General features: G+C 59.2%; 12 protein-coding genes. 9 read left to right on the top strand and 3 right to left on the bottom strand.

What is annotated here, in order from left to right; translation table 11 throughout:
* Positions 1-33 precede the first annotated feature (33 nt).
* On the top strand, positions 34-255 hold the full coding sequence (locus tag FZF01_RS12570; protein WP_150278542.1) for a TA system antitoxin ParD family protein: 222 nt from the start codon (positions 34-36) through the stop codon (positions 253-255).
* Positions 248-538 (top strand): type II toxin-antitoxin system RelE/ParE family toxin, encoded by a 291-nt coding sequence (locus FZF01_RS12565; protein WP_150278541.1) that lies wholly within the window; start codon positions 248-250, stop codon positions 536-538. The genes FZF01_RS12570 and FZF01_RS12565 overlap by 8 nt, the downstream gene beginning before the upstream one ends.
* Before the next feature lie 165 nt (positions 539-703).
* On the opposite strand, the gene FZF01_RS19600 is transcribed toward FZF01_RS12565, so the two are convergent.
* Positions 704-1,078, bottom strand: coding sequence for a hypothetical protein (locus tag FZF01_RS19600; RefSeq protein ID WP_223825508.1), 375 nt, complete (start codon positions 1,076-1,078; stop codon positions 704-706).
* 238 nt (positions 1,079-1,316) lie between these two features.
* Here FZF01_RS19600 and FZF01_RS12555 point away from each other — a divergent pair, with 238 nt between their 5' ends.
* The 6 genes from FZF01_RS12555 to galE all read left to right on the top strand — a co-directional run bounded on the left by FZF01_RS12555 (position 1,317) and on the right by galE (position 7,776).
* A complete protein-coding gene (locus FZF01_RS12555) occupies positions 1,317-2,219 on the top strand; it encodes a sugar phosphate isomerase/epimerase family protein (RefSeq protein ID WP_150278540.1) in 903 nt (300 codons plus the stop codon).
* Between the two features lie 494 nt (positions 2,220-2,713).
* A complete protein-coding gene (locus FZF01_RS12550) occupies positions 2,714-3,727 on the top strand; it encodes a fatty acid desaturase (protein WP_150278539.1) in 1,014 nt (337 codons plus the stop codon).
* Between the two features lie 10 nt (positions 3,728-3,737).
* Positions 3,738-4,553 (top strand): ABC transporter permease, encoded by an 816-nt coding sequence (locus FZF01_RS12545; protein ID WP_150278538.1) that lies wholly within the window; start codon positions 3,738-3,740, stop codon positions 4,551-4,553.
* A 148-nt stretch (positions 4,554-4,701) separates the two neighbouring features.
* Positions 4,702-5,751, top strand: a complete 1,050-nt coding sequence (locus FZF01_RS12540) for an ABC transporter substrate-binding protein (RefSeq protein WP_223825507.1) — start codon at positions 4,702-4,704, stop codon at positions 5,749-5,751.
* The gene (locus FZF01_RS12535) at positions 5,748-6,557 is read left to right on the top strand and encodes an ABC transporter ATP-binding protein (RefSeq protein ID WP_150278537.1); all 810 of its coding nucleotides are present in this window, start codon (positions 5,748-5,750) and stop codon (positions 6,555-6,557) included. Before FZF01_RS12540 ends, FZF01_RS12535 begins: the two co-directional genes overlap by 4 nt.
* Positions 6,558-6,753: 196 nt before the next feature.
* A complete protein-coding gene (gene galE / locus FZF01_RS12530) occupies positions 6,754-7,776 on the top strand; it encodes a UDP-glucose 4-epimerase GalE (protein WP_150278685.1) in 1,023 nt (340 codons plus the stop codon).
* Between the two features lie 356 nt (positions 7,777-8,132).
* Here the strand turns inward: galE and glmS are convergent, their stop codons facing one another.
* The gene (gene glmS / locus FZF01_RS12525; protein ID WP_150278536.1) at positions 8,133-9,977 is read right to left on the bottom strand and encodes a glutamine--fructose-6-phosphate transaminase (isomerizing); all 1,845 of its coding nucleotides are present in this window, start codon (positions 9,975-9,977) and stop codon (positions 8,133-8,135) included.
* Positions 9,978-10,044: 67 nt separating this feature from the next.
* On the bottom strand, positions 10,045-11,604 hold the full coding sequence (locus tag FZF01_RS12520; protein ID WP_150278535.1) for a methyl-accepting chemotaxis protein: 1,560 nt from the start codon (positions 11,602-11,604) through the stop codon (positions 10,045-10,047).
* Positions 11,605-11,820: 216 nt separating this feature from the next.
* Here FZF01_RS12520 and acnA point away from each other — a divergent pair, with 216 nt between their 5' ends.
* Positions 11,821-14,568 carry an aconitate hydratase AcnA gene (acnA, locus tag FZF01_RS12515; protein ID WP_150278534.1) on the top strand — a complete coding sequence of 916 codons (2,748 nt, stop codon included), beginning with the start codon at positions 11,821-11,823 and terminating at the stop codon, positions 14,566-14,568.
* The last annotated feature ends 153 nt before the right edge of the window (positions 14,569-14,721 follow it).

The raw sequence follows: 14,721 nt of genomic DNA, 5'->3' as shown, positions 1-14,721 counted from the left end.
ATAGTCGAAGACGTCCATTAGGAGGGTATTGGAATGACTACCCGCAGCATACGCTTGGATCAAGACCTTGTTGAGAAAGCAACTATCATGGCTAAAGCGTTTAACCGAACGCCGCCCAAGCAAATTGAACATTGGGCGAAGATCGGTGAAATGATGGAGGACAATCCTGATCTACCATATGAGTTTGTCAAGCAGGCCATCATTGCAAAAGCAGAACGGGAAGCCGGTAAGCTAGAGCCGTACGATTTTGGTTAAAGCCACGGGGGTTATACAGACTCCGACCTTCAAGCGAGCAGTAAAAAAGCTTAAAGCTAATCAGAAAGAAGATCTCGACGAGGCCGTCAGAGTTCTGATGGCTGACCCCGATTTGGGGGAGCAGAAAAAGGGAGACCTCTCTTTCCTGCGTGTCTATAAATTCAAGATGGACAGGCAACTGACGTTACTGGGATACAGCTTTGATGATGGCGCCCTCGTTCTAGAGCTCATGGCCTTAGGTTTACATGAGAACTTTTACCGCGACATCAAGCGGCGCTATTAGCGCTGCTCTGCGCACATGGTAGGACCGGCGGCCCCGCCGGGAAGGGTTGGGCCCGTGCATGCTGCTTCGCGGCCAGGCGGCCGCTCCTACCATTAATATTTATCCAAAATAATTACATGGTGCGTGCTTGGTCCCAAAACGGTTAAAGCCCGCCTTGTCTGCGCCTTACTTCCCCACCTCACTGAAACTACTACAAGTGTGATCCAGAAAGCGTTCAACCTTGCTCGCCGCAGCAGGGGTGAGGGTGACCAGGCGCAGGCGGCGGTCGGTGGTGGATTCCTGTTCGGCTAGCATGCCGCGGTCTATGGCGTTCTGCACGTATTTGACGGCGGTGCGGCGGCTGATATTGGGCATCAGGTTGTAGAGGTCGGTCTTGGCTGGCGGTGCCTCTTTGCGTTGCAGCCACATCTGGGTAAAGAGGTCGCAATAGTTCAGGTCGCTGAGTCCTGTGTCGGCGAAGGTCTGAGCCCAGAAGCTGTCGATGGCGAAAATAGCCTGGGCCGCTCTGGTGCGGTGGGCGATGGTGTAGCGTTTGGTCATGCTGGGGCCTGCTTTCCGGTTTGCCTTATTAGGCTTGATTGCGGTGTTGGGCGCAATCATCGGGTGCGTATTGGGGCGCTCTGCTCTGCTCTGGTGCACGAGTTCAGGCCCTTGCGTAATAGGCTGCGGGGTTTATACATGTCGATTGGCATGTAAAACAGTAACCTATGCAAAGTTGCACCTATATGGCATGACGATTGCTTTGTTTCTGGCATCTTAGATTGCCAGGAGCAGCACTATGCGGTTGGATCTGTTCAAGACCCTGTGGGGGCACGACGGTAGTGTGGAGGAAGCCGCTTTGCTTGCGGTGGATGCCGGATTTGCCGGGATCGAGGCGCCGGCGCCGCAGGACGATGCAGCGCTGGATGCTTTCGCCAGCGTGCTCGCCGCCCACAACCTGGATTATGTGGCCGAGATCTGCACTACGGGTAGCTATGTACCAGACCGTCACGCCACGCCGGAGGATCACCTGGCCTCGCTCGAGGCCAAGATCGAGCGCAGCCTGCTACTCAAGCCCCGCTTCTGCAATGTGATGGGCGGCTGCGATGCCTGGCCGCTGGACGTGCAGATCGATTTCTTTCGCCGGGCACATGCCCTTGCTGAGCGGCATGGCGTGCTGTGCAGCTTCGAGACCCACCGTGGTCGTTCCTTTTTTAATCCCTGGGTAACCCGTGATGTGTTGCGTGCGCTGCCGGAGCTGCGCATTACCTGTGACTTCAGTCATTGGGTGGTGGTGTGTGAGCGGCTGATGGACAGCGAGATGGACACCATTATCGAGGTGGCCGAGCAGGCGCACCACATTCACAGCCGGGTGGGCTACGACCAGGGGCCGCAGGTGCCGCATCCGCGAGCGCCTGAGTACGCAGAGGCACTTGTGTCCCACGAGCGCTGCTGGGACGCGATCTGGGAGGCGCAGGCGCGCCGCGGTTACGAGGTGACGACAATGACCCCTGAATTCGGCCCGGACGGGTACCTGCACAAGCTGCCGTTTACCGGTATGCCGATTGCGGATCTGTGGGAGATGAATCGTTGGGTGGGATTGCGGCAGCGGGATCGGTTTTCGGATTTCCACTCCCCGTCATCCTCGCGAACGCGGGGATCCCCCCACCCCGTCATCCTCGCGAACGCGGGGATCCATTGAGGGTGTAAAGCAGCGGGTTTGTGCATTAGTGGGTCGCAGTGCGCGCAACGGGGAAAAGTCAAAATGGATTCCCGCGTGCGCGGGAATGACGGGGTGTGTGGAGGAGTGCGGTGGCTTTACCCAATGCACCGCGCTCCCAAACAAACGTCATCCTCGCGAACGCGGGGATCCATTGAGGGTGTAAAGCAGCGGGTTTGTGCATGAGTGGGTCGCAGTGCGCGCAACGGGGAAAAGTCAAAAGGGATTCCCGCGTGCGCGGGAAGGACGGGGTGTGTGGAGGAGTGCGGCGGCTTTACCCAATGCACCGCGCTCTCAAACAAACGTCATCCTCGCGAACGCGGGGATCCATTGAGGGTGTAAAGCAGCGGGTTTGTGCATTGGTGGGTTGCAGTGCGCGTAGCCGGGCAAGGTCAAAATGGATTCCCGCGTGCGCGGGAATGACGGTGAACACGAGGGAGTGACGGCTCACACATTTTCAACAGGAGGCATTGGTAATGCAGATTTACAAGAGTATCTGGCGGGACGAGGGCATGGTGCCAAATACGCTGGCTATCGGTTACGTGCTGCTGACCTACGTCGGTGGCTGGGCGCTGTTGTTGTTGCAGGCCTGGTGGAGTGTGCCGCTGGGGATTCTGGCGGTGGCGCATGGCATGGTGATTGCCGCCTATTTGCTGCACGACTGCGGGCATAACGCGCTATGCCGTAAGGTGGAGCACAACACCTGGCTCGGACGCTGGATGAATGTGATCACGGGGTCGAACTACGGCACCTACGAGGACATGCGCTACAAGCATATGCGCCATCACGTGGATAACTGCGAGCCGGTGGCGTTCGACTATCGCGCCTGGTTGCTGCAGCGCCCGCGTCTGCACAAGGCGGTGCGGGCGCTGGAGTGGTGCTACATCCCGGCGGTGGAGTTGTTGATGCACGGGATGCTGATCGCCGCGCCCTTCATCTATGAGAGCAAGCGTGCCCAGCGCGGGCGGGTGATTCGGGTCACGCTGGTGCGTTTCAGTCTGTTTGCGCTGGTGCTGTGGTTCGCGCCCTGGGCTGCTCTGGGCTATGCCTTGGCGTACTGCCTGTTTCTGACTTTTCTGCGCTTTATGGACAGCTTTCAGCACAACTATGAGATTTTCTACACGCTGGATACGCCGGACCAGAAGCCGCCTTACAAGGGCAATAGGGAATACGAGGAGACCAATACCTACAGCAACCTGCTCTCCGAGCGCTGGCCCTGGGTCAATCTGCTGGCGCTGAATTTCTCCTATCACAATGCCCACCACACCAAGCCGAACATGGCCTGGTACCGGCTGCCGGCGTTTCATCAGCAGATTTACAGCGGTAATTGTCCGCAGCAGTTGGGTGTGTGGGGGCAGTTGAAGAGCTTTCATCAGCATCGGGTAGAGCGGGTGCTTGCGGAAGAGTACGGCACTGTCGACGTGCGTGAGAGTGTGCGTGACGGGCAAGCAGTGGGCGTGAATGCCCTGTCGTTTCTGACGGCATTTTGAGGGGGATTTGATGCGGGAGCTTTTGGCTGCGGTGAGTGAGAGATTCGATTTCAAGCAGCCGGTGACGCCCGGTCTGAAACTGACGCTGGGGGTGGTAGCCTGGGCCAGTCTGATGCTGCTCTGGCATGTAGCGGCCACCGGTAAAGGTACGCCAAGCCCGCTTTTTCCCGGGCCCTTGCAGGTTCTGGAGGCGCTGCGCGAGTTGTTTCTGGAACGCGGATTTATTGCGGATGTGTGGAGCAGTTTGCGGCGTATTGCGATCAGCTTTGCGGTTGCCTTGGCTATTGCCTTGCCGCTTGGGGTGTTGATGGGTGCCTTCCCGCTGATAGCCGCATTCTTCAACCCCCTGGTGTCGGCCTTTCGTTATTTGCCGGCGCCGGCGTTTATCCCCCTGCTGCTGATGTGGCTGGGGACTGGGGATGAGCAGAAGGTGGCGTTACTGATACTCGGGGTAGTGTGGTTTCTGATTACTTTGATCAGTGATGTGGTGCGCCAGGTGCCGACGGATTTTATCGAGACCTCCAAGACTCTGGGTGCGCCGCGTCGGGTGATTCTCTGGACGGTGGTGATGCCGGCTGCGATGCCGGGGATTGTTGACACCTGCCGGCAGATGCTGGCGGTGAGCTGGACCTACCTGGTGATCGCCGAGATTGTTGCGGCCACTGATGGCATCGGCGCGATGATGATGCGCGCCCGGCGCTTTGTGCATGTGGACGACATCATGGCGGGGATTGTGGTGATCGGGGTACTGGGCCTCTTGTGTGATCTGGCCTTCAGGGGGCTGCACTGGTTGATGTTTCCGTATTTGCGGCAGCGGGGGGGATAGCCGGGAGGGCGCGCTCATCGAGGTGGAACTCGACGGTCCCAGAAGCCCGTCATCCTCGCGAAGGCGGGGATCCATTTTGGGTTTGGGTTTGGGTTTGGTTTTGGTTTTGGTTTTGGGGGCAACGATTTTTTCATCTAGGAGAACGACCATGCAATTGAGTGACTGGAGCAAGGCAGCCAAGGGCTGTGTGCTGGGCGCGGCGCTGATGTGTGCGGCGGGGGTGGTGCAGGCCAAGGAACAGGTCAATGTGTCGCTGTTCTCCTGGCCGGGTTATGGCTTCTGGTTTATCGCCAAGGAAAAGAACCTGGTGCCGGAACTGGATCTGAACATCAGCATTATCGAGGATCCTTACGAAAGCTTTGCGCTGATGAGCGCCGGGCAGTTGGACATCACTTCAAGCACGGTCGAGTACGGCCCGATCGCGGTGGACAAGGATGTGCCGGTCAAACTGGTGACTTACACCAACCCTTCCTACGGCACCGACAAGATCATTCTTGCTCCTGGCATCGACGGCGCCAAGGATTTGATCGGCAAAAAGATTGCGGTGATGGAAGGCGGTCTTACACAGATCTTCATGGGTATCTGGTTGGAACAGAACGGCGTGGCCATCGACCAGGTGGAGTTCGTCAATGTGATCATGGATGAGGCCGTGGGCGCGATGCTTGGCGGCAGCGTCAGTGCCGTTGAGCTCTGGGAACCCTTCGGCAGCCAACTGCTGGCGAATATGCCCGGTGCCCGCGTTGTAGCCCATTCCAGCCAGGGTGATTGGATCAGTACTGCGCTGTTGGGCGACGGCATGTATATGAGCTCGGGATTTTTGAGCGAGCGTCCCGAGGCGGCGAATCTGGCGATGGAGGCCTACTTCAAGGCGGTGGATTTCTGGAAGGCCAATCCCGAGGAAGGTAATCGCATTATTGCCGAGGCGATCCAGTTTGATGTGAGCGATGTGGAGATGGTGATCGGCTCCGATGGCGAGATCTACAAGGGCGGCATCATGGTCTTTGATCTTGAGCAGGCGAGCCGTTTCATGGGTGTGGCCGAAGGTGACTTGCCCCTGGGTATGACCAATGGCCAGATTGTGGAGCACTGGGATACCACCAACGCCTGGTGGCAGAAGTTTGGGCTGGCTGATGGCAAGCACGACTGGACTACCGGCGTGGAGTTGGCTCCGCTGAAGGCGGCTCTGGAGGCAAAATGAGCGCGACTGCCATGCAGCTGGACGTGAATCAGCAGGGTTTGCAGGTACGCGAGCTGGGTAAGGTGTTCTCCGACCATGGCCGCCAGGTGGTGGCTGTGGAAGGGGTGAGCTTTGACGTGCCGGCGCGGCAAGTCTGCGTGCTGCTGGGTCCATCCGGTTGCGGCAAGTCGACGGTGTTGCGCATGATGGCCGGGCTGGAGCGCCCGTCCAGCGGGCAGGTAAGCCTGGATGGCGAGATCGTGCGCGGACCGCACCGGGACAGAGGTATGGTCTTTCAGGGTTATACCTCGTTCCCGTGGTTGAAAGTACGCGACAACGTTGCTTATGGGCTGCGCGTCAATGGGGATGTGTTGGCCATGCAGGAAGGCACCGTGGATTACTTTCTGGAGCGGGTGGGGTTGAGCGCCTTTGCCGATGTGTATCCGCACCAGCTATCCGGGGGCATGCGCCAGCGCGTTGCCCTGGCTCGGGCTTTGGCGAATACGCCCAAGGTGTTGCTGATGGACGAACCCTTTGGCGCGCTGGATGCCGAAACCCGCTGGCAGATGCAGGAGCTACTGCTGGATGTGATCCGCAAGGAACGCATGACCGTGGTGATGGTGACCCATGATGTGGAGGAGGCGTTGCTGTTGGGTGACCAGATCGTTTTTCTTTCGCGCCATCCGGGGCGGGTAAAAACCATTCTGCATCCACCCTTCAAATCCAGTGATAGCGTCAACACCCGGGAAGATCTGCGCAGCCACCCGGAATATGCTGCGATGGAGCGGCAGATTCTGACGATGATGCGGGAGGAGGGCGGGCATTAGATGAGAGGCTGGTCATTCTCGAGAACCTCTCCCAGTCATCCTCGCGAACGCCGCGCTCTCAAACTCCCGTCATCCTCGCGAAGGCGGGGATCCATTTAGCTCTTGAGAAAGCGGGGTTGAGCATTGGGTGCACAGAGAACTGCTTGCTCGCTATACTCTCTGGCACACGCACTCAGGAAGGCCAACCATGCCAGGAATGCAACAGACCATCCTTGTAACCGGCGGTGCCGGTTACATCGGCACCCACACCTGTATCAAGCTGCTTGAGGCAGGCTACAAGGTCATCGTGCTGGACAACTTCAGCAATAGCTCCCCGGAGGCGCTGCGCCGTGTGGAGCAAATCTCCGGTCAGGCTGTGCCCTATGTGACGGGTGATATCAGTGATGCTGCGCTGCTGGATGAGGTCTTTGCTGGCCACAGCATTGATGCGGTGATCCACTTTGCCGGTCTCAAGGCTGTTGGCGAGTCGGTGGCGCAGCCCATGCGCTATTACCGTAATAACGTCAGCGGCACAGTTGTGTTGTGCGAGGCGATGCAGCGCGCGGGTGTGAAGAACATCGTGTTCAGCTCTTCTGCAACCGTTTACGGGGACCCGGCAAGCCTGCCGATCCGTGAGGACTTTCCGACCAGCGCGACCAATCCCTATGGCCGCTCCAAGCTGATGATCGAAGAGATGCTGGGTGATCTGCATGTGTCTGATGCGGACTGGAACATCGCCCTGCTGCGTTATTTCAATCCGGTTGGAGCTCATCCCAGCGGCATGATTGGTGAAGACCCATCTGATATCCCCAATAATCTGATGCCATACATTGCCCAGGTGGCTGTTGGTCGTCGTGAGTATTTGAGTGTATTTGGCGGTGATTATCCAACGCCCGATGGTACCGGCGTGCGCGATTACATCCACGTACAGGATCTGGCCGACGGCCACCTGCAGGCTTTGCGTTGGCTGGAAAACAAGCCCGGCATCAAAGCCTTCAACCTGGGCACCGGGATTGGTTATTCGGTACTGGATATGCTCAAGGCGTTTGAAAAAGCCTGCGGCAAGGAGCTGGCCTACAAGATCGTGGACCGGCGACCCGGTGACGTTGCCAGCTGTTATGCCGATCCGGCGTTAGCAGCAGATGAACTGGGCTGGCAAGCCAGGCTGGGCCTGGAAGCCATGTGTGCTGATTCCTGGCACTGGCAATCGAGTAATCCGCAGGGTTATAGCAAGAGTTAGTGGCCACTGACTTAGAAGGTCAAAATGGATCCCCGCCTTCGCGGGGATGACGTGGGGGGGGAGAAGTCGTCATCCTCGCGGAGGCGCGATCAATGGGGTCAGCGATCCGATCAACGATCAATGCGATCAATGGGGTCAGAGTCGTTTGATCAATGGGCGCTTGCCGGAATATTTATTGGCGGATCAATGACTGACCCCATTGATAGACCCCATTGATTAGGGGCGAAGGTCAAAATGGTTTCCCGCGTTCGCGGGAATGACGTTGGGGGCAGGAATGACGCTTTCTCCCTCCACCGTCATCCTCGCGAACGCGGGGATCCATTGTTTTAAAAAGCGGGTTTCAGCCTTTTCCCTTCTTACTCCACAGTCACCGACTTCGCCAGGTTCCGTGGTTTGTCTACGTCTGTGCCCTTGACCAGCGCCACGTGGTAGCTCAGCAGTTGCAGGGGGATGGTGTAGAGGATCGGGGAGATGCAGTCTTCTACCCAGGGCAGGCTGATCATTTCGTGGTTGTTGTCTTCACTCTGGTCGACGGTCTCACACGCGAAGGTAATAAGCTGGCCGCCGCGGGCGCTGACTTCTTCCAGGTTGGACTTGAGTTTTTCCAGCAGGGCATCACTGGGGGCGACGCTGACCACGGGCATGTCTTCATCCACCAGGGCCAGGGGGCCGTGTTTGAGCTCGCCGGCGGCGTAGGCTTCGGCGTGGATGTAGGAGATTTCCTTGAGCTTGAGCGCGCCTTCCATGGCGATCGGGTAATGCGTGCCGCGGCCGAGGAAGAGGGCGTGGTGTTTGGTTGCGAATCGTTCTGCCAGGGTAGTAATACGTGATTCCAGCAACAGGGCCTGTTCGATTATCTGCGGCAGCTTACGCAGCGCGGCAACATTGCTGGCGATTCTCTCCGGGTCCTTGCCGCGCACCTGGGCGAGGGCGGTAGTCAGCCACAATAGCGCGACCAGTTGCGTGGTGAAGGCCTTGGTGGAGGCAACGCCGATCTCCGGGCCAGCGTGGGTCAGCAGGCGCCAGTCGGCCTCGCGTACCAGTGAGCTGCCGGCCACGTTGCAGATGGCGAGGGTAGCCAGGTAGCCCTGATCCTTGGCAAACCGCAGGGCGGCCAGGGTGTCGGCGGTCTCGCCGGATTGAGAGATGGTGATCAGCAAGGTATTTTTGGGTACGACAACGGTGCGGTAGCGGTATTCGCTGGCTACTTCAACGCTGCATGGCATGTCAGCCTGCTCTTCGATCCAGTAGCGCGCGACCAGACCGGCGTGATAACTGGTACCGCAGGCAACAATGTGAATATTCTCTATCTCGTGCAAACGGGTTTCGGCGTCCGGCCCCAGGATGGCTGTGAGCACGTGATCTTTAGCCAGTATGCCGCTAAGGGTGTCGCTGATGGCTTGAGGCTGCTCGAAAATTTCCTTGAGCATAAAGTGCCGATATTCACCCTTTTCCATGCTGAATGCGGCATGTTCGTAGCGTTTTACCGGGCGAACAGCCGTATTGTTATCACGGTCCCAGATCTCGCATTGCGTGTTGGTCAGGCGGGCATGATCGCCCTCTTCGAGGTAACGGAATCGGTCGGTAACTTGCAGCAGTGCCAGGGGGTCGGATGCAACGTAGTGCTCGCCACTGCCTTCACCGATTACCAGCGGGCTGCCCATGCGGGCGCAGTAAAGTGTTTGCGGCTGGTCTTCATGGATCATTGCCAGAGCATAAGCGCCGTGCAGTTCATTCAGGGCGGTGCGGAAAGCGCCTAGAAGATCCTGGGTTTCGCTGTAGTAGTGGGCGACCAGATGGGCTACCACTTCGGTATCGGTTTCTGAAACGAATTCATAGCCCAGGGCAACCAGCTTCTTGCGCAGCGGGCCGTGGTTTTCGATGATGCCGTTGTGTACTACTGCCAGACTGCCGGAAATATGCGGGTGGGCATTGCGTTCAGCGGGCTTGCCGTGGGTGGCCCAGCGGGTGTGGGCGATGCCGAGATGGCCATGGGCCGGTGTGGCCGCCAAGGCGTTCTCGAGCTCCACGACCTTGCCGACGGCGCGCACTCGCAGCATTGATCCATGCTTGTCGCTACCGTCGTCAGTAAGCACTGCTATCCCTGCGGAATCATAGCCGCGGTACTCGAGCCGGCGCAGCCCCTCCATCAGGATTGGAGTGATGTTCCGCTGAGCAATAGCGCCGACGATTCCGCACATGGTGATTTCCCTTGATATGTATGCAAAGCAGGGAGTCTATCACCGCAGCGCGCTTATGGCAGCGCCCTCAACGTTTGCTGAATCGCTCCACTAATGCCGTCTGACGCTCGGCGGTATGGGCCAGTTCGCCGCTCAGGTAGGCGCTGCGCTGGGCCTGGGTGGCGTTGTTGTCGGACAGGCCGGCTATGTTGGTGACGTTGCGGTTGATCTCCTCGGCTACAGAGCTTTGTTCTTCTGCGGCGCTGGCGATCTGGTCGGTCATGTCGTTGATACGCCCGATGGCTTCGCGGATGCCATCCAGGGCTTCGTCTGCTTCGATAACCTGCGTTACCCCGTGATCGGCCTGCTCGTGTCCGGCACGCATGGCGTCGACTGCGCGTTTGGCGGCGGTCTGCAGGTTTTCAATCAGGCTGTGAATCTGACCGGTCGAGTCAGCGGTGCGGCTGGCCAGGGCGCGTACCTCATCGGCCACTACCGCAAAGCCGCGGCCCTGTTCACCGGCCCGTGCGGCTTCGATGGCGGCGTTGAGGGCGAGCAGGTTGGTCTGCTCGGCAATGCCCTTGATGACATCCACTACCTTGCCGATTTCCTGGGTGTCGCTGGCCAGCTGTGAGGATACGCTCGCGGCGGAGCTGACCGACTCGGAGAGGATTTCGATGGCCTCGCGGGTTTTGGCGACGACTGATTTGCCGACCTCGGCCAGGTTGTTTGCATCGCGCGTAGCATCTGCGGTGCGCTGGGCATTGCTGGAAACTTCCTGGGTGGCGGAGGCCATCTCGTTGATCGCCGTGGCCACCATGTCTGTTTCCGAGCGCTGCTGGTTGATGCCGCTATGACTCTGCTCGGCCAATTGACTCGCTTCCCGGGCCTGTGTGCCCAGGTGCTCGGCGCTGTCCAGCACGCGTGTGAGACAGGTCTGCAGGCGCGCCTGCTGGCTGTGCAGGGCCATCTCGAGCTGGCCAAGGGCGCCCTTGTAGGGCGTATACATGACGGCCAGCAGGGGATCGGTAATGCTGTTGTCGGCCACCTTGAGAAGCCGTTGCAGGTGCTGGTCGTACCAGGCGCGCAGGGCGAATGCCGCGGGTATGGCTACGGCCGCAGCAGCAACAACGCCCCAACCGCCAAACATCAGGCCCGCAACACCGGCCGCAGCGGCAATGACCACCACCGGGATAACGTCCGCTGCCATACCGGCAAGGTCTGGCGTGGTGGCGCTTTTGCCCTTATTCAGGCGGCGGTATAAGGCTTCGGCACGTTGTACCTGATTGGCTGTGGTCTTTACCCGCACGGACTCGTAGCCGACTGCCTTGCCGCCTTCCCAGATGGGTGTGACAAAGGCGTTGACCCAGTAGTGATCACCATTCTTGCAACGATTCTTGACGATCCCCATCCAGCTTCTGCCAGCACTGATGTCGGCCCACATATGCGCGAACACGGCGGCGGGGGTGTCTGGGTGGCGAACCATATTGTGCGGGCTGCCGATGAGTTCCTCGTGTTCATAGCCGCTGACGGCCACAAAGGCTTCGTTGCAATAGGTGATCTTGCCCTTGAGGTCGGTGGTGGAGATCAACCTCTGGTCGGCGCTGAAGGTTTTTTCACGCTGGGTGACGGGCTGGTTGTTACGCATGGTTGGCTGTCCTGGTACGAGCGAGTGCCCTTTGCGGGCTTATTTTGGCTATGCTTGGGTGTATATAGGTGTTATCGACGCAGCGACTGTTTTCTTTAAAGATAACGCACAATCAGCGGGGCTCAAGTTTGCGTCTCTTACTTGAGCCATCTAGGGTAGAAGCATAGCAAAGAAAGCGGTCTGCCATTTGCGGACGCGCTCAACGGAGGTCATGTAATGTCTGAAGCCAAGAGCTCGGGTAACAGTTTGAACACCCGCGATACCCTGCAGGTAGGCGATACCACCTACCATTATCATTCGCTGCCCAAGGCGGCGGAGCAGCTCGGTGATCTGACCCGGCTGCCGGTGTCGCTGAAGGTGCTGCTGGAAAACCTGTTGCGCCACGAAGACGGCGTCACCGTTACCCCCGATGACATTCATGCCGTGGCGGACTGGCTGAAGACCCGCAGTTCTGATCGCGAGATCCAGTATCGTCCGGCGCGGGTGCTAATGCAGGACTTCACCGGTGTGCCGGCTGTTGTCGACCTGGCGGCCATGCGTGATGCCGTGGCGCGGGCCGGCGGCGATCCGCAACGGATCAATCCTTTGTCGCCGGTGGATCTGGTGATTGACCACTCGGTGATGGTCGATCACTTTGGTGACCCTGAGGCGTTTGAAGAGAACGTCGAAATCGAAATGCAGCGTAACGGCGAGCGCTACGAGTTTTTGCGCTGGGGCCAGAAGGCGTTTGACAACTTCCGTGTGGTACCACCGGGTACTGGCATCTGTCACCAGGTGAACCTGGAGTATCTGGGCCAGAGCGTGTGGGCCAGTGAGGTGAATGGCGAGCAGTGGGCTTATCCAGATACGCTGGTGGGCACCGATTCGCACACCACCATGATCAACGGCCTGGGTGTGCTGGGCTGGGGTGTCGGTGGTATCGAGGCAGAGGCCGCAATGCTCGGCCAGCCGGTGTCGATGCTGATTCCCGAGGTGGTGGGCTTCAAGCTCAGCGGCAAGATGCGCGAAGGCATGACCGCAACCGACCTGGTGCTGACCGTGACCCAGATGCTGCGCGCACAGGGTGTGGTCGGCAAGTTTGTGGAGTTCTATGGCGACGGCCTGGCCGATCTGCCCCTGGCCGACCGCGCGACCATTGCCAACATGGCGCCGGAATATGGCGCTACCTGTGGCTTCTTTCCGATCGATGATGAAACCATCCGTTATCTGCGTCTGACCGGCCGCACGGATGAGATCGTCGCCCGCGTGGAGGCCTACGCCAAGGCCCAGGGCATGTGGCGCGAGCCCGGTGCCGAGCCTGAGTTTACCGCCAGCCTGGAGCTGGATCTGAACACCGTCGAGCCCAGCTTGGCCGGCCCCCGTCGCCCGCAGGACCGCGTGGCCCTGGGTGAGGTGCATTCAGCCTTCGACAAACTGATGGATCTGGTATTGCGACCTGCTGATGAAGCCCAATCGCGCCTGGAAACCGAAGGTGGCGGTGGGGTTGCCGTGGGCGGCCCTAGCACAGGCGCGAGCATCACCATTGATGGCGAAGAGCATGAGATCAGTCACGGCGCTGTGGTGATTGCGGCGATTACCTCCTGCACCAACACGTCCAACCCCAGTGTGATGATGGCGGCGGGGCTGCTGGCAAAGAAGGCGGTCGAGCGGGGCGTAATGCGCAAGCCCTGGGTCAAGACGTCGCTGGCGCCGGGCTCCAAGGTAGTGACCGATTATCTGGAAAAGGCCGGCCTGACCGAGCCGCTGAATGCCTTGGGTTTCAACCTGGTGGGTTATGGCTGCACCACCTGTATCGGTAACTCGGGCCCGTTGCCGCCGGAAGTCGCGCTGGCAGTGACCGAGCATGACCTGGTGGTGTCGGCAGTGCTGTCCGGTAACCGCAACTTTGAAGGTCGCGTGCATCCCCAGGTCAAAGCCAACTGGCTGGCTTCGCCGCCGCTGGTGGTGGCTTATGCACTGGCGGGTAATACGCGCATGAATCTTCTTGAGGAACCGCTGGGTCTGGACAACGACAACAAGCCCGTCTACCTCAAGGATTTGTGGCCGAGCAACGCCGAGATCGCCGAGGCCGTGGCGATGGTCGAGGACTCGATGTATCGCGAGCGTTATGCCGACGTGTTCAGCGGTGATGCGCACTGGCAGTCGATCAGTGTGGCCGAAGGTGCTACCTACAAGTGGCTGGACGAGTCCACCTACGTGAAGAATCCACCCTATTTCGAGCAGATAGACCAACCCCTGCAGCCCCTCGAGCCGGTCGATCAGGCGAGTGTGCTGGCGGTATTCGGCGACTCGATCACCACCGACCATATCTCCCCGGCGGGCAACATCAAGGGCAGTTCACCGGCAGGGCGTTATCTGCAGGAGCTGGGCGTTGAGCCAGAGGATTTCAACTCCTACGGCTCACGTCGCGGCAATCACGAGATAATGATGCGCGGCACCTTCGCCAATATCCGTATCCGCAACCGGATGATGGGCGGCGAAGAGGGCGGCGACACCATTCACGTGCCCACTGGCGAGCGCATGGCAATTTACGACGCGGCCATGCGCTACCAGCAGGACAACACGCCGCTGGTGGTGTTTGCCGGCAAGGAATACGGCACCGGCTCCAGCCGCGACTGGGCCGCCAAGGGCACCAATCTGCTGGGCGTGAAAGCCGTGATCGCGGAAAGCTTCGAACGCATCCACCGCTCGAATCTGGTCGGCATGGGCGTGCTGCCGCTGCAGTTCAAGGATGGCCAAGGCGTTGGGCCGCTGGGGCTGGATGGGCATGAGAAAGTGGATATTCTGGGCATCAACGACGACCTCAAGCCCGGCCAGACCCTGAAGATGGTCGCCACCAAAGAGGGTGGCGAGAAGGTCGAGTTTGACGTGTTGTGCCGGATAGATACACGCAACGAGATCGACTACTTCAAGGCTGGTGGGATATTGCACTTTGTGTTGCGGGAGTTGATTGCGGAGGGGTGATACGGCAAGGAGAGGCCCCCGCTAACGCGGGGGCCTGACCTCTCGCCATTCTCGCCGTCCCCCTCGTCATTCTTGCCGTACCCCCCGCCGTTCTCGCCGTCTCCCTCGTCATTCTCGCGAACGCGGGAAACCATTTTGACCTTGGTGCAGATA

The sequence above is a fragment of the Halopseudomonas salina genome (assembly GCF_008641105.1).
This window is presented reverse-complemented; position numbering and strand designations above follow the sequence as displayed.

Coding starts and splice junctions, on each gene's coding strand:
- galE (WP_150278685.1), top strand. CDS start 6,754: ATGCAACAGACCATCCTTGTAACCGGCGGTGCCGGTTACATCGGCACC.
- FZF01_RS12545 (WP_150278538.1), top strand. CDS start 3,738: ATGCGGGAGCTTTTGGCTGCGGTGAGTGAGAGATTCGATTTCAAGCAG.
- FZF01_RS19600 (WP_223825508.1), bottom strand. CDS start 1,078: ATGACCAAACGCTACACCATCGCCCACCGCACCAGAGCGGCCCAGGCT.
- acnA (WP_150278534.1), top strand. CDS start 11,821: ATGTCTGAAGCCAAGAGCTCGGGTAACAGTTTGAACACCCGCGATACC.
- FZF01_RS12540 (WP_223825507.1), top strand. CDS start 4,702: ATGCAATTGAGTGACTGGAGCAAGGCAGCCAAGGGCTGTGTGCTGGGC.
- FZF01_RS12570 (WP_150278542.1), top strand. CDS start 34: ATGACTACCCGCAGCATACGCTTGGATCAAGACCTTGTTGAGAAAGCA.
- FZF01_RS12550 (WP_150278539.1), top strand. CDS start 2,714: ATGCAGATTTACAAGAGTATCTGGCGGGACGAGGGCATGGTGCCAAAT.
- FZF01_RS12520 (WP_150278535.1), bottom strand. CDS start 11,604: ATGCGTAACAACCAGCCCGTCACCCAGCGTGAAAAAACCTTCAGCGCC.
- glmS (WP_150278536.1), bottom strand. CDS start 9,977: ATGTGCGGAATCGTCGGCGCTATTGCTCAGCGGAACATCACTCCAATC.
- FZF01_RS12555 (WP_150278540.1), top strand. CDS start 1,317: ATGCGGTTGGATCTGTTCAAGACCCTGTGGGGGCACGACGGTAGTGTG.
- FZF01_RS12535 (WP_150278537.1), top strand. CDS start 5,748: ATGAGCGCGACTGCCATGCAGCTGGACGTGAATCAGCAGGGTTTGCAG.